At 69.0% G+C, this 18041-nt stretch carries 15 protein-coding genes; 7 read left to right on the forward strand and 8 right to left on the reverse strand.

Annotation, left to right across the window (positions count from 1 at the left end; all coding sequences use genetic code 11):
* Positions 1–92 precede the first annotated feature (92 nt).
* Positions 93–572, reverse strand: coding sequence for a MaoC family dehydratase (locus D7X96_RS02790; protein ID WP_121768910.1), 480 nt, complete (start codon positions 570–572; stop codon positions 93–95).
* A 249-nt stretch (positions 573–821) separates the two neighbouring features.
* Here D7X96_RS02790 and D7X96_RS02795 point away from each other — a divergent pair, with 249 nt between their 5' ends.
* The gene (locus D7X96_RS02795) at positions 822–2153 is read left to right on the forward strand and encodes a BamA/TamA family outer membrane protein (protein ID WP_233609832.1); all 1332 of its coding nucleotides are present in this window, start codon (positions 822–824) and stop codon (positions 2151–2153) included.
* A 9-nt stretch (positions 2154–2162) separates the two neighbouring features.
* Here the strand turns inward: D7X96_RS02795 and D7X96_RS02800 are convergent, their stop codons facing one another.
* The 5 genes from D7X96_RS02800 to menA form a co-directional block, all read right to left on the reverse strand.
* Complete coding sequence (locus D7X96_RS02800) at positions 2163–3125, reverse strand: DUF5995 family protein (protein ID WP_120551535.1); 963 nt, start codon at positions 3123–3125, stop codon at positions 2163–2165.
* Between the two features lie 158 nt (positions 3126–3283).
* The gene (locus D7X96_RS02805) at positions 3284–4537 is read right to left on the reverse strand and encodes a c-type cytochrome (protein ID WP_120551536.1); all 1254 of its coding nucleotides are present in this window, start codon (positions 4535–4537) and stop codon (positions 3284–3286) included.
* 99 nt (positions 4538–4636) lie between these two features.
* Complete coding sequence (locus D7X96_RS02810) at positions 4637–5776, reverse strand: hypothetical protein (RefSeq protein WP_121723244.1); 1140 nt, start codon at positions 5774–5776, stop codon at positions 4637–4639.
* A gap of 15 nt (positions 5777–5791) precedes the next feature.
* Complete coding sequence (locus tag D7X96_RS02815) at positions 5792–7702, reverse strand: hypothetical protein (protein WP_120551538.1); 1911 nt, start codon at positions 7700–7702, stop codon at positions 5792–5794.
* 195 nt (positions 7703–7897) lie between these two features.
* A complete protein-coding gene (gene menA / locus D7X96_RS02820) occupies positions 7898–8785 on the reverse strand; it encodes a 1,4-dihydroxy-2-naphthoate octaprenyltransferase (protein WP_158626536.1) in 888 nt (295 codons plus the stop codon).
* 297 nt (positions 8786–9082) lie between these two features.
* Between menA and D7X96_RS41375 the strand changes: the two genes are divergently transcribed.
* Both D7X96_RS41375 and D7X96_RS02830 read left to right on the forward strand, forming a co-directional pair.
* Positions 9083–9214, forward strand: a complete 132-nt coding sequence (locus D7X96_RS41375) for a hypothetical protein (protein WP_255425006.1) — start codon at positions 9083–9085, stop codon at positions 9212–9214.
* Between the two features lie 181 nt (positions 9215–9395).
* Entirely contained in the window at positions 9396–11843 is a 2448-nt protein-coding gene (locus D7X96_RS02830) for a transglycosylase SLT domain-containing protein (protein WP_121768912.1), read from the forward strand.
* Between the two features lie 48 nt (positions 11844–11891).
* Here the strand turns inward: D7X96_RS02830 and D7X96_RS02835 are convergent, their stop codons facing one another.
* Entirely contained in the window at positions 11892–12704 is an 813-nt protein-coding gene (locus tag D7X96_RS02835) for a hypothetical protein (RefSeq protein ID WP_208647258.1), read from the reverse strand.
* A gap of 276 nt (positions 12705–12980) precedes the next feature.
* Here D7X96_RS02835 and D7X96_RS02840 point away from each other — a divergent pair, with 276 nt between their 5' ends.
* Complete coding sequence (locus D7X96_RS02840) at positions 12981–14411, forward strand: M28 family metallopeptidase (protein ID WP_121768913.1); 1431 nt, start codon at positions 12981–12983, stop codon at positions 14409–14411.
* A gap of 49 nt (positions 14412–14460) precedes the next feature.
* Here D7X96_RS02840 and D7X96_RS02845 read toward each other — a convergent pair whose 3' ends face one another.
* Positions 14461–15345 (reverse strand): fatty acid desaturase family protein, encoded by an 885-nt coding sequence (locus D7X96_RS02845; protein ID WP_120551542.1) that lies wholly within the window; start codon positions 15343–15345, stop codon positions 14461–14463.
* Positions 15346–15563: 218 nt separating this feature from the next.
* On the opposite strand from D7X96_RS02845, the gene D7X96_RS02850 reads away from it, so the two are divergent.
* The 3 genes from D7X96_RS02850 (at position 15564) to D7X96_RS02860 (ending at position 18005) form a co-directional block, all read left to right on the forward strand.
* Complete coding sequence (locus D7X96_RS02850) at positions 15564–16226, forward strand: iron-containing redox enzyme family protein (protein ID WP_120552696.1); 663 nt, start codon at positions 15564–15566, stop codon at positions 16224–16226.
* A gap of 126 nt (positions 16227–16352) precedes the next feature.
* Positions 16353–16979: a DUF47 domain-containing protein gene (locus D7X96_RS02855; protein WP_120552697.1), complete on the forward strand. Its 627-nt coding sequence runs from the start codon at positions 16353–16355 to the stop codon at positions 16977–16979.
* Positions 16980–18005: an inorganic phosphate transporter gene (locus D7X96_RS02860; RefSeq protein ID WP_120552698.1), complete on the forward strand. Its 1026-nt coding sequence runs from the start codon at positions 16980–16982 to the stop codon at positions 18003–18005.
* Positions 18006–18041: the final 36 nt, after the last annotated feature.

Consider the following 18041-nt stretch of genomic DNA (forward strand, 5'->3'; position numbering starts at 1 on the left):
GAAGGGACTCCTCGGGAGCAGGACGGGGACAACGGCCAATGAGGGCCGCACCGTAGCCTCCACCCGCCCTGACGCAAAGCGTCCCGTCCCGCTCACCCGCCCGCCGGGCGGCGGGGCAGCACCAGCTTCGCGACGAGCACCTGCACCACGTCGCCCTTCTGGTTCTTCGTCTCGCTGCGCACGGTGGCCATGCCCCGGTCCGGCCGCGTGCGCGAGGGCGTCACCTCCAGCACTTCGCTCTCCACGTGCAGTACGTCCCCCGGGCGCGTGGGCCTGGGCCAGCGGAGGTCCCCGCCCGCGCCCACGATGCCGCCCTTGAAGGGCAGGCCACTCTGGACGTTGAGCTTCATGGTGAGGGCCGCCGTGTGCCAGCCGCTGGCCGCCAGTCCCTCGAACAGCGTGTCCTTCGCCGCGGCGTCGTCCAGGTGGAAGCCCTGCGGATCAAACTCGCGCGCGAAGGCGACGATCTGCGCCGCATCCAGCGTGTGCGTGCCGCTGATGAACTTCTGCCCCACCGACAGGTCGTCCAGGAACAACGCCTGCCGCCCACCCCCCTCTTGCGTCGAAGCCATGCCCGCGTCCCTCCGGAATGGATGCATATCCAGATGATGAGCATAATGCATCCGCGCGGGGCGGTTCTACCGTTGGGTGGCGCAGGCCGCTGGACGCCGAACGTTGAACATCACGCGCCCGCGCCGTCCGACCGCTGCCGGAACGACCAGGACCCGGGGTCCGTGGAGTATGAGCAGTGCGTGCCTCTCTCCTGCTTCCGCCGTCACCTGTCCGTCCTCGCCATGGCCCTGGCGGGCCTGTGGGCCCCCATGGCCCATGCCGGCGAGGACACGCCCGTGTCGCCCGCCCTCCCACGCTCCCAGGTGGCGGAGGTGACGGTGGAGGGCGCGAACAAGACGCGGTCCTCCACCGTGCGCGCGTTCGGTCAGGTGGACGTGGGCGACGAGGTGGACCTCGACGAACTGGAGAAGGTGGAGCGGCGGCTGTTGGCCACGGGCCTCTTCCAGGAGGCCCGTGTGAGCACGGAGGCCCTGCCCGACGGACGCGTGCGGGTGGTGCTGCGGGTGAAGGACAAGGCGTCGTGGGTGGTGGCCCCCACGGTGGCGCTGTCCTCCGCGAACACCGGCGGCGGGCTGCTCTACGCGGAGAACAACCTGGGCGGCCGCGCGAAGAAGTTCGCCGTCGCGGCGCAGGTGAGCACCGGCGAGAGCGGCCTGTACGTGGGCTTCCTGGATCCGGTCCTCTTCGGCCTGCCGCAGCTCAAGTTCAGCCTGGAGGGCCAGCTCAAGAGCGACCGCGTGGACGAGTACAGCATGGACGCCAGCGAGGACGACCCGGAGGTCCTCCGGCGCACGCGCTTCAACTCCGCGACCCTCAGCAGTGAGCTGGGCTTCATCCTCTTCGAGCGCGTGCGCGCGGCGGCGAAGTACCGCGTGGGCAGCATCGACGCGAAGTCACCGGACCCGGAGAAGCCGGTGACGACTCCACCGTTCGGCCTCGGCCCCGCCATGCGGGACGCGTCGCTGCGCCTCATGGTGGGCCTGGACTCGCGCCAGACGCTGCACGCGGTGACGGAGGGGCTCAACCTGGAGGCCTCCTACGAGGTGTCCAGTCCAGGCGTGTGGAGCGAGTTCGACTACCGCAAGTTCGGCCTCCTCTATCGCCACGGCATCCGCTTCTTCGAGGAGAACAACCTGGTGCTGCGTGGAGAGCTGGTGCTGGGCCGGGACCTGCCCTTCCACCAGGAGCTGGTGATGGGCGGCAACACGCTGCGCGGCTTCCAGTACCGGCAGTTCCGCGGCGACAGCCGGCTCACCTTCACGGCCGAGTACCACTTCCCCCTCTTCAAGGTGAAGTCGCTGGCCTTCCGGGGCGTGGCCTTCTCCGACACGGGCGCCATCGCGTGGTGGGACGTGGCCGAGGACAGGCTCCTGCGCGACGCCAACGGACGCGTCATCCGCAACTATCTGCCGGAGACCGTGACGGGCCAGAACCCCGTCACCGTGGCCCAGGGCGTGGGCGGAGGCCTGCGGCTGTATCTCAACAACGTCGTGCTGCCCCTCCTGGGCGTGGACGTCGCCTACGCCGTCAACTCCGGCCAGGTGCGCTTCTACCTCGTGGCCGGAGTCACGCCCTCCTGAGGCGGTCCGCTACCCCGCGCGGGCAGCGCTCGCGTCCGCTTCCGGCGCAGGATCCGGAGGCAGCACCACGCCGGGCCACGCCTCCGGCGGCAGGTCCAGGCGGAACGGCGGCGACTCACCGCGCACCGTCCACCACAGCGCCTTGTCCGCGCACAGCGCCTGGGCGATGCGGCCGGACGTCGTGCGGACGCGCTCCACGACGGCCTGGTGCTCCTCCGGCGTCTGCGCCTCCAGCATCGCGACGACGTTGTCCCAGACGCGCTGCCGCCAGACGATGAGCATCTGCATCACCGCCCGCTCCACCACCGGACGGCTGAAGGGCACGCGCAAGAGCAGCCGCGTGGACGTGCAGTTGTAGCGCTCCGCGAGCAGGTCCACGCACTCCGGGATGCACGAGCGGAGGATCTCGTTCACGTGGAAGTAGTCGTGCCGGTAGCGCGCCATGCGGCGCGGATCCACCGCCGGAGACTGGTGCGCGATGTTGTCGTAGACGACCATTCCCAGGTCGTGGTTGATGTGGGCGCTCACGCCCAGCAGCGCGTCCTGATAGGGCTGCGTGAGGCGCTGGGCGGGGTAATGCGTCGCGAAGCGCCACGCCGCGGTGGGCAGCGGCAGGTTCTTCAGCGAGTCGCGCACCGCGATGAGCGCCTCCTCCGCGAAGCGGCCTGTCAGGTGCGAAAGCCACTCGGGCTCGAGAAAGCCGCCCGCGTCCTCCCGGCTCAGCAGGTGGACGACCTTGCGCGTGACGATGGCGTAGATGTCCAGGAAGATGGCGCGCGAGTCGTTGCGCGCGTTCAGCCGGGCGAGGATCTTCTCCAGACCCTCCAGCGCCTCCTCCGCGTTCACGGGGTTCCAGAGCACGTCATCCAGGCGGATGGGACCCTGTGCGTCCGGGTCCTTCGTCTCGTGGAGGTGGAGGGGAGTGGGACGCTGCGACCGGTGAGCCGAGGGGGAGGCCGGTGAGACATTCATGGAATGACGCTCCGCGGGTGGGGGAACGACTTCGCATGAAAGCTTATATCAACCGGTACTTCCGGTGACACCCGCCCACCCGGGAACGGCTGCCTGGTTTCAACAGACCCCCGCGTGTTGACACTCACGCGGGGGCCTTTGTCACACTGGCGTCAAACTCAGGGCGCGGTGCCTTCGCTCACGCTACCGCCCGTCTTGCCCAGGACGTACCTGGCGAGCGCCAGGGCGTTGTTCTCGTCGACGAGGGACTCGTAGGTGGGCATCTGCGTGCCCGGCTTGAAGGACTCCGGGTTGCGGATCCACTTGGCCACTTCCTCCGGGGCCTTGCCCTTGGCGCCCTGGAGCTTGGCCTCGAAGGCCTTGCCGGGGGCGTGGCAGGTGGCGCAGCCCAGGGAGCTGAACATCTTCTCCGGGTCCGCGGAGGGCTCCGCCTTGGGACGGCCACCGGTGGGCGGCGGCACGACCTTGTCGTTGGGCTTCATGGAGCGCAGGAAGGTGTAGAGGGCCGAAAGCTCCACGTCGTCCGCGTAGCGGTACTTGGGCATGGGCGGGCGCAGGATGTAGCCGCCCGGCGTCACGCCGGTGACCATGGCGTGCTTGAACTCATCCAGCGTCCACTTGCCGATGCCGGCCGTCTCGCTGACGGTGATGTTGGGGGACAGCAGCTTGCCCTCGCCGCCCAGCGGCGCCAGGTCGAACTCGAAGCCGCCGCTGAGCACCGTGTCCGGGTGCTGCAGCTTCACGGCGCTGCCGTCGAAGCCCGGCGAGTGGCAGAAGACGCAGTCGTAGACGCTGCCGGCCAGGTAGCGGCCGTACTCCACGGAGTCCGCCGCCTTCGCGGGCACGGGCACCGCTTCCGTGCGGCCCTTGTCGTTGATGCCCATGGCGAACGCGAACACCATCCGGCCCGGGGGCGACAGCTCGGAGCGCGGCGGCTGGAACTTCTCCGGCGCGAAGTCCGGGTGGCCGGAGCGCATGAAGCCGATGACCGCCGCGATGTCCTTGTCACCCATGTTGGGGAACGCGGGCATGGGGCGGAAGTGGTGGTTCTTGTCGATGCCGTTGATCACCATCCGGGCGATCTCCTGGTCCGTCCAGGCGCCCACGCCCTTCTCCGGGTCGGAGGTGATGTTGGCGGAGTAGAACGTGCCCAGGTCCGGCGGGAAGTCGTGCATCCGGTTGCCCACGGGCTTGGTGTTGCCACCGCCCGCGTGACACTCGGCGCACACCGCGCGGAACACCTGCTCACCGCGGGCAATGCCCTCCGGCGAGCTGTCGCGCGTGATGTTGGGTAGCGCCACGTAATCGTAGGTCTTGTTGATCTTGTGGGTGGCCACGCCCATGGCGGTGCCCGCGCCAATCAGGACCAGGGCGACCAACGCACCAATGGCGATCAGGATCTTCTTCATCATGGGGAACGCTTCTCCGGATGAATGGGGACGGCACACGACGCTCCGTCCGCCCCACGGGAAGGGGTGAACGGAGCGCCAGCGTTGGGACGGGTGAGGCGGCTACTGCCCGGGCACGCAGGTGCTGGGCGGGGGAATCTGGGGCGTCGTGGAGGGCGTCTTGCCGGCCATCTGGAGGCCCGCGAACGTGACGGCGCCCGGGGCCACGGGAAGATCCAGCGGCTGGTTGAACACCCAGGGGCGGTCCTCCGGGATGCTCGTGACGGTGTCCTTCACGTCGTAGTGGACCACCGTTGGCGGTCCCGGCGGCGACGGCGGGTGGACGACGGCGACGATGCCCAGGGAGCTGTTGGGCGCGGGCGGCCCCGGCGGGATGAAGAAGCCGCGCGTGGACTGGAGCGGCGCCAGCGCCGGCGGCAGCGCGCCCGGGGGCGCCCACTCGATGTTCAGCACGCGGACCCCGGTGGCTCCCGGCCCACTGGGCACCACGGTGGTATTCGCCGCCGGCACACGGAAGACGGGGAAGCCCGGCCGGTACAGCCAGAACACCGTCACGCCGCCGAAGCGCTCCGGCTTGAGCAGGTCCGCCACCGTGGTCGCCGTACCCTCCGCGGTCAGCGTCTTGGCGACTGCCTCCAGGATGCCCTTGTCACTCATCTGCAGGGCCTCCAGGCCCACGCAGGCGCTGTGCGCGGGCACCACCGGCCGCACCGTCAGCGTGGGCACGTAGTTGCCCTCCGGCACGGGAGGCAACGGCGGCAGCGGCGGCTGTGCAGGGGCATTATTGGCCAGGGTGCCGCTCGGCGCCCCTGGCACCGCCGACGACAGCACGAAGAACGGGGCGCCCCGGCGCGTGGGCACCTTGTCCAGGGTCCAGATGCCTTTGGCGTCCGACGAAGCGACCACGCCGCTCGGCGCGAGCACCTGACCCGTGGCGCTGTCCAGCAGGGTGATGGGCACGTTCTGCACCACCGCGCGCTGCAAGAGCGGGCTGAACTCCGCGTACAGCGGCGGCAGCGGGCACTGCGCGGGCGGCGGCGCGCAGGCCGCCAGGTTGAAGAAGTAGGCCTCCGGGTCCACGGTGAAGCCCGTCAACCGGGAGGTGAGGCCCTCCGGCTCGCGGTTCTCGTAGACGGGGCGCGGCGTGAAGGTGGACGCCGCGGGGTTGGAGGAGGAGTCCTGGCAGCCGGCGTTCAGCAGGGCCGCGCCGAGGAGCGTTCCGACGAAGAGAGCTCTGTGCATGGCGGGTTGCTTCCCCTACTTCGCGGGGAGGATGTGGCTGGCGGGGAGCTGATCGCCGCCGTGGCAGGTCTGCGCGCAGTTGCCGAACTTGCTGGGCGTGCCGCGCTGGTTGAAGGCGATCTGGAAGAACTCATCCCCGTGCTGGGAGATGTGGCACGAGCCGCACAGCGCCAGGCTGGGCCGCTCCGTGCTCTTGCGCGTCAGGTGACACACGGTGCAGTCCGCGCGGTTCGCCGGGTAGCTGGGCGAGTTCATGTGGATGCGGTGCACCATCTCCTGCGTGCGGCCCACCGTGTCCGTGTCGTAGTGGTGGCAGACCTTGCAGCTCTCGATGTGGTCCACCGACAGGCCGTGGCGCAGGTTGTCCAGCGACAGCACGCCGCGGTGGCAGATCTGGCAGTTGCCCACGTTGCCCGGGTACGTCGTCGGCTCGTCCTGGCCCACCTGGAAGAAGAACGGGTTCAGCTTCGCGACGCGCTCGCCCATGGACGCGCGGTTGAACTTCACCAGCGCCACGTAGGTGCCCGGCTTCGCGTTCGCGGGCAGCGTGAACGTCTGGCGCGTGGGCCACTTGTAGTCAATGAGGCCCGGCGTCAGCCCCGTGAGCGTGGCGTCATCCAGCGTCGCGAACGGGAACGGCTTGGCGAAGAACTGCGGCTTGTCGCTGGGGTTGCCCAGGACCTGGAGGTCCTGCAGCGGGCCCGCGATGGCCACGTTGGAGATGGAGTCGTTCTCCGTGACCGTGGCGATGACGTTGGGGATGAAGGTGATCAGGCCGTTGGACTGGCCGCCGATGATCTCCCGCGCGCTGGGCAACAGGTCGCGCGAGTGCAGGTGGGCGCCCGCGCTGTCGCGCAGGTCCACGTAGACGCTCACGTCCTCGCCGGGCTTGTAGAAGCTGCCCTCCTTCGGAGGAGCGAACACCAGCCGCGAGTCCAGGCCCGGGTTGCACTGCACCGGGTTGCCGGCGTCATCCGTGCAGCTGGACGGACGCTCATCCGGGATGACGTAGGTGACCGGGAAGTAGAACGGCTTGTCCGGCAGCTGGCTCCAGGTGGCCCGGAGCGCGCCGGGGCCGGACAGGCGCGGGACGCGCAGCACCTTGAAGGGGTTGGTGCTGCCCACCATGTCCACGCGCGCGATGGTGCGGGTGATGGGGCTCTGATCCAGACCGCCCGCGAAGCCCGTCACGGTGCCCGGGTCCTTGTCCCCGGGGAAGCGCGGCGGCTTGAGGTTCTCCGACCGCCAGGAGAAGCGGCTGTGGCCGGCGTAGGGCGAGGAGGCCAGCAGCTCCGAGCGCTGGTACGTCTGGCTCGCGCGCGGGGTGCCCGTCTCGTCCAGCACCTCCACGGTGATGGTGTCGTCCTTCACCTTCTGCCAGTTCGCGTTGCCGAACTGCACCTCGCGGGTCCAGCAGTCCTCCACGGCGCCGGCGAGGCTGTAGAAGCTCCACTCGTCCGGCCCCTGGTTGACGTTGGTCCAGTCCAGCCCCGCGAAGACGGACTGGTTCTTGATCCACGCCAGCGCGGCGGTCTGGTCGTTGGGGTTGTTGTGCTGGTTGACCACGGTCTCCGACACGGAGAACTGGTTCAGGAAGTACTGCGTGTCGGACAGGATCTGCATCGTCCCCTGGGGGGGCGACAGCGTCAGCGGGTTCTGCGCGAGTGGCGTGATGCACACGTCCGGGTACGGGACGTTCACGCCGTTCTTCGCGACCATCTGCCCGTTGGGAAGAAACGCGCAGCCGTTGATGTACTGGAGGCTGAGGCGGACCGCGCCGGAGTTGAGCCCCTGGTACGGGTCAAACCGCTTGGCGCCGCGGCCCGTGGTGGAGCCCTCGTCGTCGGTGACCTTGAGGAGGTTGCAGGACAGCAGGGGCACCAGCAGGGCGCACCATGCGCTCTTCAGCAGGATTGAGCGGTTCATGGAAGACGAGGCCGGAAGCAATCAGGGGGAGGAAAGGGAGCAGGTGTCCTCACGCGCGGGCCCACGCGACCCACCCTTCCCGACGCCGCCAGCGCTCCGCCTCGCGGAGTCGGTAAGGCCCGGTAAGGGTTGGGAGGAGAACACCTCATCGCTCCGAACTGACCACATTATGAGAGTCCGCGCAATTCGTGGACTTCAGTTCACGGTGAGCCCCGCTGACAGCAGGAGCGCGAAGACGAGCCCCAGGGCGGCGGTCTTCCCCAGGTGCGGGTTGAGCGCGCCGCCGTCCTCGCGCCAGATGGCGCGGATCTGCATCACCGCCAGTGGCAGCGCCACCAGCGGGAAGAGCCAGGCCCGGGGGTGTTCCGGCGTCAGGGCCCAGGCCAGCACCGGCAGCACGAACGCGCCCCCCACCGCCACCGTGTACTCCCACCGCCCGAAGCGCTGGCCGAAGCGCACCACCAGCGTGCGCTTGCCGGCGGCGACGTCCGTCTTGCGGTCGCGCAGGTTGTTCACCGCGAGGATGCCCGCGGAGAACAGCCCCATGGCCAGCCCCGCCAGCAGCACGGCCGGCGTGACGTGGTGGGTGAGCACGACGTAGCTGCCGCTCACGCCCAGGAGCCCGAAGATGATCAGCACCAGCACGTCCCCCAGGCCCAGGTAGCCCAGGGGCATGGGGCCCGCCGAGTAGAAGACCGCGCCCGCCAGGCAGAAGGCGCCTCCCGCGAACACGGTCCAGCCCTCCGCCTGGGTCAACAGCAGCAGCGCCAGCGACGAACCGGTGAACGCCAGCGCCGCGGCCGTCGCCACCTCGCGCGCGGTGAGCCACCCCTTCTGCGTGACGCGCGCGGGGCCCAGGCGGGCGTCGGTGTCCGCGCCCCGCTCGAAGTCCGCGTAGTCGTTCACCAGGTTGCTGACGATCTGCATGAGCACGAAGCCCACCAGGAACGTGAGCGCCGGAGCGAGCCGCCACTGTCCCTCCGCGTTGGCGAAGGCCCAGCCCAGCACGGTGGGCGCGATGGAGGCCGTCAACGTCTTGGGCCGCAGCGCGAGCCACCAGACGCGGAACAGCGGGGGTTTCACTTCAAGTGCGACACTCGACGATGGGGGGTTCGGAGTGGCCATGGATGTCCGGGCGGGGGAACAGCACGGACACGGTAAAGCTCTAGTTACCGCGAAGACAAGAGGACTGAATGAGTCACATCGAACCCACTGATGTTTCAGCTGTGACCTGATTTCCCCGGCTCATGATGATGCAACATGTCGACAGCGCGCCCCGCCAACGAAAGAGATAAAGACAGACGCCAGTCTTGTTTCATGTGAATTCCAGAACACCTGCTCTCCATCGAGGATGCGCGCTCGCGCTCCAATGGCTCGCAGGTGACGGTGGAGGGCTTCGCCATCCAGGACGACACCGGCGGCCTCTACGTGAAGCTGGAGGAGAAGCTGTCCTTCGGGCTGGGGGCCCGACCGCCACGCCCTGACAGCAGGCAGGCGCCCCTGGGTATGTAGCACCCCAGATACCAGTCAAGCGGCCGCCGGGCCGTTGGCTTTCGTGCAGGACTCCTGATGTGTGCCTGCGTCCGGATGCACGAAAGCCAACGTGCGCCCGGTGAGCGGACAGGCGGGCAGGTTCCAAGCGTACGGGCAGTGCCAATCCATCCGGGTCCCTGGCGGACGAACGAGGGCTGGCATGGACGGACTTCGAGGAACAGCAGCGGTCTTGCTCGCTTGCGCGGGCCTGTGGACCCCGGGAACCGTGTGGGCACAGGCACCCGGCGAGGACGACTCCGACGTGATGTCGGAGGAGAAGCTGGAGGCCCTGCTCGACACGCCCACGGCGCAGCCTTCCCAAGACGAGGTGACGGCGGAGGCCTTCGGGCCGGAGCGCCTGGCGCCCTACTTCGCGGAAGGCCTGCTGGCCCAGGCGAAGGCGGAGTACAACCGGGGCCGGTACAAGTCCGCGCGGGCGCTGCTCGCGACGGAGTCTCCCCCTTCCCTCCCCGGCCGCTTCCTCCAGGCGCAGGCCGCGTTCCTCGCGCGCGACTACACGAGCGCCGCGGCGGAGTTCACCGCGCTCGCGGAGGACTACGGCCCCTTGCGCGACCACTGCCTGATGAAGGCCGCGCAGGCGCATGAGCGGCTGCACAAGCCGCTGCGCGCGGCGGAGCAGTACGGCGCGGTGAGCCCGGGCTCGCCGCTCTATCCGGAGGCCCGCTTCACCATGGCGCGCGTGCTCAAGCGCCAGCTGAAAATCCCCGAGGCGCTGGCCGCGCTCCAGGAGTTCATCGACAGCCGGCAGGCCCGCGGTCCGGACGCGCCGCGGATGAAGGCACTGCTCGCGTACTGCGACCTGGCGCGAGCGGCCGGCCAGTACAACGCGGAGCACCGCGCGCTGTTGGAGGTCTGGGCCACCGCGCCCCTGTCCAGGGAGGCGGACCGCGCGCGCACCCTCTTGCGCGACCTGCCCCTGCCCATGAAGTGGCGCGTGCGCCGCGCGGAGGCGCTGGTGGAGCTGCACCAGAACGTCGCCGCCATGAACATGCTGGCCCGCTCCGGCCCTCGCACGGAGCTGCCGGATGAGCTGGCCTGCCGCGCGCAGCTCACCCTGGGCCGCGCCCTGCGCAAGGAGCGCCAGCACCGCCGCGCCATCCAGGTGCTGGAGCCGGTGGCGCGCGAGTGCCAGTCCCCGGAGCAGCGGCCGCAGGCGCTCTACCTGCTGGCCTATTCGCAGTCGGTGGTGCAGCCGGAGGCGGCGGTGGAGACCTACGCCACGCTGGCGCGCGACTATCCGGATCACGGCTACGCGGACGACGCGCTCTTCTTCGAGGCCTGGACGCAGCAGCGCCTGAGCCGCGCGGACGAGGCGCTGGAGAACTACGAGGCGCTGGCGAAGCGCTACCCGGCCGGCAACTTCGCCGCCGAGGCCCTCTTCCGCGCCTTCTGGCTGCACCTGCGCAAGGGCGAGACGCAGCCGGGCCTGGCGTCGCTGATGGCGGTGGAGCAGCTGCCGGAGGCCGCGCGCACCGACGACGCCCTGTGGCGCGCGCGCTACTGGCAGGCGCGGGTCCAGGAGAACGGCGGCGCGCTGGACGCGGCGCTCGCGCGCTACGAGCTCATCGCCACCGAGCGCCCCACGGCCTGGTACGGGCTGCTGTCCCGCACGCGCCTGGCGCAGCACGCGCCGGAGCGGCTGGCGCGGCTGACGGAGGCCGCTGCCCAGCCCATGGCCGCGAAGACGGTGAACACCGCCGCGCCGGCCAACGACGAGGTCTGGCCCCTGCCCCCGGGTCCGCTCCAGAAGGACGCGCGCTTCGCCGCGGGCGTGGAACTCTTGCGCCTGGGACAGCCGGGCGTGGTGGAGGAGCTGCTCGCGGTGGACACGCGCGGCCTGGCGGAGGCGCCCGCGCGGCTGCTCTACCAGACCATGCGCCGCACCGGCCGGGGCCGGGCCACGCGTCAGGTGGCCCGCGTGACGCTGCGCCAGGAGGCCGCGGGCCCCTTGAGCGCCGCGTCCCGTCCGGTGTGGGAGGCGACGTGGCCGCTCGCGTTCCGGCCGCTCATCCAGGGCTACTCGAAGGCCGCGCGCGTGGACCCCGACCTGCTCCAGGGCCTCATCCGCGAGGAGAGCCGCTTCAACCCGACCGCGCGCTCCTCCACCGGCGCGCTGGGGCTCGCGCAGCTCATGCCCACGACGGCGAAGCAGGTGGCGGACTCGCTCAAGCTGGCGTCCTTCGACGTGTCTTCGCTGCTGCAGCCCGCGCAGAACATCCGGCTGGGCGCGACGTACCTGGGCTCGCTGCTCAAGCACTTCGACGGCAACCCCGCCTACGCGGTGGCCGCCTACAACGCGGGCCCGGCGGCGGTGGAGCGCTGGCGCAAGGCCCTGCCGGACGCGGAGCTGGACGAGTGGGTGGAGCACATCGCCTTCGATGAGACGCGCGACTACGTGAAGCGCGTGCTCAGCAGCTACAGCGCCTACAAGCTGCTGTACGCGAACGAGGTCCCCGCCTCCTTCGCGCCGGCGCGCAAGGCCCCGCTGGAGGCCACGCGCACGCCCAGGGTCAGCCCCGCGGCGGGCGTGGGCGGCAGCGGCCGCAACGTGGCGACGCCCACGTCCACCATCTCCGGAGGACGCTAGACGCACGACGCCGGACGGGACACGAACTCCCGTCCGGCGCGGTCCTGACTACTTCACGCCCGTGGGCAGGGTGATGGACTCCGACCGGATGGTGTACTGGCCGGCGACAGCGTTCGTGTCGATGCCCGTGAAGTGGCGGTACGGGTACGCGCCATCCGCGATGGTCTCGATGAACTCCACCGAGTCACCGGTGATGGACTTGCCGTCGATGTCCACGGTGAAGGTGTTCTTCTCCGACTCCACGCGCCACACGCACGCGCCCACGTTCGTGTCCGCGGAGCCGGTGGACAGCCCGTCGATGTCGAAGTCGTTCAGGAAGTGGTGGTGCATCTCCGCCCAGCGGAGGAAGTCCCGCCAGTTGTGGAAGACGATCATCATCCCGGCCGGCTGGTGGCTGGTGCCCTGGAGCACGCCGCCCCGGTAGATGTTCATCCGGTACGCGGAGCCGCCCGGCGAGCCCGTGAACGTCGGGGCCATGGCGACCGTGTTCGCCTCGCGGCCCGGCGTCACCTTCAGCGTGCTGACGACCTGGTCGCCATCGCGCGCGGCCAGCTGGTAGCCGCCCTGCGCGCCCAGGCTGAAGGCCACGCGCTGCTCCCACTTCACGGCCTGCGTGAAGTTGCTGGAGACGCCGTCCTTCTGCGTCAGCAGCTTGGACACCGCCAGGCCGTCCGCCACCGAGTCGAGCCGCGCCTGGCCCAGCGCGCAGCTGGTGATGCCCTCGAACTTCTTCACGCACTGGGACGCCGCGGCCTCCTGCGCGCCCAGGGGCCCCGTGGCCTGACCGTCGTCACCGCCCGCGCAGCCCGTGATGCTCAGCAGCATGGAAGCCAGCAGGAGACCCGTCCTCTTCAGATGCATGCACTACCTCTTGGTGTGGGGTGGACTGCACGCCGCCCCACTGCACCCCGCGCGCCAACACCTGGAGTCCGTCTTTTTTCACTCTTGCCATTCATTGTCTGAGAAGACGGAGTAGCGCCGGATGTCACATGAAACATGTGTTTTTGTAACAAGCCGGGTCTCACACGGAGCGTCAGGCCCTCGCACCCGGGGGCGGATTTTGACGGGGCGCACAACTTCCGCCCGGGTCGGATGGATAATGAGGGGAGCGCGGTTTCATCCCCCCGGACCCCCACCATGGCCTCGAAGATCAACGACAGCTCGCGTCCCCTCACCTCCGTCTCGCGGCTGTCCTCCCAGGACGCCCGGCCCGCGGACGCGAAGTCCCGGAACCGCCCCCTCGCGTTCAAGGACGGCTTCGAGTCCTCCGGCTCGCGCCCCGCGCCCGGCAAGCCGCCGGTGCTGTCGCTGCCCGCGCCGCCTCCCATCCTGTCCCTGCCCGCGCCCACCACCCCGGCGCCGGTGCCGCCCACGGAGCCGACGGAGCCCACCGAGCCCACCGAGCCCGGCGCGTCGCTCGACTCGGATCCGATGAAGCACCTCGAGTACCTCGCCTCGGACGCGCTGGCGGGGCGTGACAGCCCCTCCGCGGGCCTGGACGCGGCCTCCGCCTACGTGCAGGCGCACGCGGAGAAGTACGGGCTCATCGGGCCCAACTCCAACAACCCGGAGAACCCCTTCCAGCAGAAGTTCAACGTCTACTCCTGGCTGGGCGCGGGCGCCCCGGGCGAGACGGCCGGCGCGGCCCACGCCGGGCACAAGCAGTTCGGCCACACGGCGTTCCAGGAGGGCTTCTACCTGGACGAGAAGATGCCCAAGGAGACGCTGAAGCTGCTCAACCAGCAGTACGAGCAGACGATGAAGGCGTCGGGCCAGTCCGTGGTGCCGGCGCGCTCGGGCAAGCAGCGCGGCGTGGAGGAGCTCAAGCAGGTGGCCACCGCCACGGGCCAGGCGGTGAACACCATGGCCCTGCTGCCCGGCACGGGCCCGCACAAGGACGAGGTCATCGTGGTGATGGCCCACCTGGACCACGAGGGCGTGGACCGCAAGGGCAACGCGTACAACGGCGCGGACGACAACGCGTCCGGCAGCGCGGTGCTGATGGCGGCGGTGCCGGAGCTGGCGGAGGCCGCGAAGAACGGCAAGCTGGACCGCTCCGTGCTGTTCATCTGGACGGGCGCGGAGGAGAAGGGCCTCGTCGGCTCGCAGTACTTCGTGGACCACCCCATCCCCGGCCTGGAGCTCAAGAACATCGCGGGCGTCATCAACACGGACATGGTGGGCCGCTGGGATGATCAGCGCCTGTCCGTGGTGGACACCAACACCAAGGGCCAGCCCAACTACTTCCGCGACGTGGTGGACCAGGCGAACCAGCAGCTGGCGGATCCGTTCGACCGCATCAACCGCGACATCAACGGCTACCGGGACCGGCAGGACGGCGCGTCCTTCGGGCGCAAGGGCGAGGACGTCCTCTTCCTCTTCGAGGGCCTGTCCAACCCCAACGGCGGCGGCGACCTCATCCCCGAGTACCACCGGCAGGATGACGACATCGAGAAGATCATCGAGGACAACGGCGGCAACAAGCCGCGCCGCGTGAAGGACCTGCTCCTCAACGTCATCAACATCGCGGCGAACCGCACGACGGAGACGCCGGAGCCGAAGAAGTAGTGCGCGGCCTCCCGCCGGAAGGAGCACTTCCGGCGGGGACGACGGACCGCTAGGCCGCCAGCTTCTCGCTGCTCCGGGCCACGGGCGCGCCGGAGAGCGCGGCGACCTCGTGCTCGCTCAGCACGAGCTTCTCTTCGGATCCGCTCCAGACGAACGGGATGCCGGGCTGACGGTAGAGGTTCGCGGGGATCTCCTGCGCCAGCTGCGCGTGCAGCTCCGGCAGCTTGGACCAGTGCAGCCCGTGCCGCGTGTGATGCGCGGTGTGGTAGCCCAGGTTGCCCGTCATCAGGTTGTAGCCCTTGTGGAGGATGTTGTACGAGGCCTCCGAGTGGTTGGCCGTCTCCAGCCCCACGTGGTGGAAGTACGTCGCCCAGGTCGTCACGTAGAGCGACGCCATCATGGGCAAGAGGAACACGAAGAGCGCGTTGTAGGGGTTCACCCAGAACAGCGCCGCCAGCAGCACCACCTGGAGCACGGCCATCCCCACGAACGTGCGCAGCGCCTTGGGGTGGTGCTTCTTCCCCACCTGGAACGCGCGCGGGTACGCGGTCAGCGCCGTGCCCAGCGAGTACTCCACCTCGCTCATCGTCGAGCCGTCATCGCGCTTCCAGCGCGACTCGTCCTGCGCCTGGTCCAGGTAGTTCTTGTGGTGGCCCAGCACGTGGTGGAGGAACCACGCCTGCGACGTCACGCCCGTCTGGAACCCGAAGACGATCTCCAGCAGGCGGTTGGGCAGCGTGTGCTTGAAGAAGGACAGGTGCTGGTGGTGGTGGTTCCACGAGCAGATCCATCCCTTGGGGATGATGCCCAGGCCGAACCACAGCACCGGCACCCACCAACTGGTGGCCGTGAGGAACACCGTCACATCGAGCGCGAAGACGCCAAGGAACATCAGGACCGGGATGCGGTCTTCAGGGTGCCGGAACAGGGTCATGGGCTTCCGAGACAAGTGGGCCGGGGCAAAAATGCCGCTTTTCCAACTGTAGGCTGCATTCCCCACCCCGAACAGCCCGCCCTCGCACGCCTGCACGTTCCACATTGACGGTAAACCACGTAGTCAGATTGAACTTGTCTTTCCACATTTCCAAGAATCGCAGTCCTGCTTTGTGATAAACGCCGACCCAGCCCTTTTGGACCCACCTGGAGGCGGCAATGCGGAACCAGACCATCGAGGCGGCACTGGCGAAGAATCCCCACCGTGAGCAGCTGATCAAGCACCGGTTCTTCGAGGTGGTGGACGAGAAGGCCTTCAGCCGCGACCAGGCGGAGATGGTCCTGGGTCAGTGGTGGCACCCCCTGCACTACTTCCCCAACTTCCTGAGCAAGCTCATCGCCGTCTGTCCGCAGATGGAGATGAAGACGGCGGTGACGCACATCCTCAACCAGGAGGTGGGCGAGGGAGACCCGGCGCGCGCGCACGAGCGCTTCTTCATCCAGACGATGACGGACGCGGGCTTCACGAAGGCGGGCGTGTCGGAGGCGGACATGACGCCCGCGACGCGCCGTCTCATTGACGGGTACCAGCGCGCCACGGACAACCACCTCACCGGCCTGGGCTTCCTCTACGGCACGGAGGTGGCGGACCTCACCATGGTGGCCAAGCTGGGCAAGCTGGTGCGCCGCACCACCGGCCTCAAGGCCCTGCCCTGGGTGGACATCCACGTGAAGCAGGAGCCGGACCACGTGGAGACGGCCGGCCACACCGTGGGTCTGCGGTACTCGGACGAGGAGTTGGCCACCATCACCCGCGGCGCCGAGGAGATGTGGCAGCTGTGGGTGGGATTCTTCGAGGAGCTGCGCAACCGCGTGGTCTGAGCGGCTCCTCGCGTCAAGCGCAACCCCCCGGAATCCGTACGTTTCTGCACGGAAGACTGGCGAATCTATCCAGGTAGGGTACTCACTCCCGCGTCACGGGAGTGTCACCCCGCCGAGGGAGATTCCATGCTCGAAAAGCTGATGCCGAAGTCGGACGAGTTCTTCGACGACTTCGACGCGCAATGCGCCAGGACCGTCGAGGGAGCCAAGCTCCTGCACGAGCTCCTGAGTGATTTCCGGGACGTGCCCGCGCGCGTCCAGGCCCTCAAGGACGTGGAGCACAAGGGCGACGAGGTCACCCACACGGCCTTCAACCGGCTCCACCAGCAGTTCATCACCCCGTTCGACCGGGGTCAGATCCACACGCTCCTGTCGCGCATCGACGACGTGCTGGACCTGACCAACGCGGCGGCGGCGCGCCTGCTGTACTACGAGATCGAGTCCACCCGGGCGGACGCCACGGAGCTGGCGCGGCTGCTGCTCATCTCCACGCAGAAGGTGCAGGAGGTCGTCGCGGCGCTGCGGCTCATCAAGAAGCCGGAGCAGATCCTCGCGGGCTGCCTGGAGATCAAGCGCCTGGAGACGCAGGCGGATGAGGTCCTGCGCGCGGGCATGGGCCGGCTGTTCAAGAGCGGCGTGGACACCCTGACCATCATCAAGTGGAAGGAGATCCTCGACCTCATCGAGACGGCCACCGACAAGTGCCAGGGCGTGGCCAACGTCATCGAAGGCGTCGTGCTGGAGCACTCCTGAATGCTGCTCGCAGCGGTCGTCACCATTGTCGTCGTCGCGCTGATCTTCGATTTCATCAATGGATTCCACGACGCGGCGAACTCCATCGCCACCGTGGTGTCCACGCGCGTGCTGTCGCCGAACCTGGCCGTGGCGTGGGCCGCGTTCTTCAACTTCATTGCCGCCTTCGCGGGCGGCGTGCACGTGGCCAACACCATGGGCAAGGGCATCATCAACTTCGAGATGCTGCGCGCCGCCGGCCCCACCGCGGTGCTGATGGTCATCTTCTCGTCGCTGATGGGCGCCATCGTCTGGAACCTGCTCACCTGGTGGTGGGGGCTGCCCTCGTCCTCGTCGCACGCGCTGGCGGGCGGGATGATTGGCGCCACCCTGCCCGTGCTGGGCTTCCAGGGGCTGGTGGGCAGCGGCATCGCGCGCATCGCGGCCTTCATCGTGCTGTCGCCGCTCATTGGCATGACGCTGGGCATCTTGATGATGCTGGCCAGCACCTGGGCGGTGCACAAGCAGACGCCGCTGCGCGTGGACACGTGGTTCCGCCGGCTGCAGCTGGTGTCGAGCGCCATCTTCTCCTTCAGCCACGGCACCAACGACGCGCAGAAGGTCATGGGCATCATCGCGGTGGTGCTCTTCGGCACCATCTGGCGTGACCGCCCGTTCCACATCGACTGGTGGATGATCATCTCCTGCCACGCCGCCATCGCGATGGGCACCTTCTTCGGCGGCTGGCGCATCATCCGCACCATGGGCCACAGCCTCACGAAGCTGGCGCCCATTGGCGGCTTCAGCGCGGAGACGGGCGGCGGCGTCACCATCATCGCGCTGGCGGAGCTGGGCATCCCCGTCTCCACCACGCACACCATCACCGGCGCCATCGTCGGCGTGGGGTCCACGCGCGGCTGGCGGGCCGTGAAGTGGGGCACCGCCGGCCGCATCATCTGGGCGTGGGTGTTCACCATCCCCGCGGCCGCGCTGGTGTCCGTCATCGTCTACGGAATCACGCTGGCCATCGTGCGGATGGTGGGCTGAAGGAAGCGTTGGCGCGGAGGGAGTGAATCCCCCCGC

The organism is Corallococcus interemptor, assembly GCF_003668875.1.
GTDB classification, from domain to species: domain Bacteria; phylum Myxococcota; class Myxococcia; order Myxococcales; family Myxococcaceae; genus Corallococcus; species Corallococcus interemptor.

Coding starts and splice junctions, on each gene's coding strand:
- D7X96_RS02795 (WP_233609832.1), top strand. CDS start 822: ATGGCCCATGCCGGCGAGGACACGCCCGTGTCGCCCGCCCTCCCACGC.
- D7X96_RS02850 (WP_120552696.1), top strand. CDS start 15,564: ATGCGGAACCAGACCATCGAGGCGGCACTGGCGAAGAATCCCCACCGT.
- D7X96_RS02790 (WP_121768910.1), bottom strand. CDS start 572: ATGGCTTCGACGCAAGAGGGGGGTGGGCGGCAGGCGTTGTTCCTGGAC.
- D7X96_RS02835 (WP_208647258.1), bottom strand. CDS start 12,704: ATGCATCTGAAGAGGACGGGTCTCCTGCTGGCTTCCATGCTGCTGAGC.
- D7X96_RS02840 (WP_121768913.1), top strand. CDS start 12,981: ATGGCCTCGAAGATCAACGACAGCTCGCGTCCCCTCACCTCCGTCTCG.
- D7X96_RS02800 (WP_120551535.1), bottom strand. CDS start 3,125: ATGAATGTCTCACCGGCCTCCCCCTCGGCTCACCGGTCGCAGCGTCCC.
- D7X96_RS02855 (WP_120552697.1), top strand. CDS start 16,353: ATGCTCGAAAAGCTGATGCCGAAGTCGGACGAGTTCTTCGACGACTTC.
- D7X96_RS02860 (WP_120552698.1), top strand. CDS start 16,980: ATGCTGCTCGCAGCGGTCGTCACCATTGTCGTCGTCGCGCTGATCTTC.
- D7X96_RS02845 (WP_120551542.1), bottom strand. CDS start 15,345: ATGACCCTGTTCCGGCACCCTGAAGACCGCATCCCGGTCCTGATGTTC.
- D7X96_RS02815 (WP_120551538.1), bottom strand. CDS start 7,702: ATGAACCGCTCAATCCTGCTGAAGAGCGCATGGTGCGCCCTGCTGGTG.
- D7X96_RS02810 (WP_121723244.1), bottom strand. CDS start 5,776: ATGCACAGAGCTCTCTTCGTCGGAACGCTCCTCGGCGCGGCCCTGCTG.
- D7X96_RS02805 (WP_120551536.1), bottom strand. CDS start 4,537: ATGATGAAGAAGATCCTGATCGCCATTGGTGCGTTGGTCGCCCTGGTC.
- D7X96_RS02830 (WP_121768912.1), top strand. CDS start 9,396: ATGGACGGACTTCGAGGAACAGCAGCGGTCTTGCTCGCTTGCGCGGGC.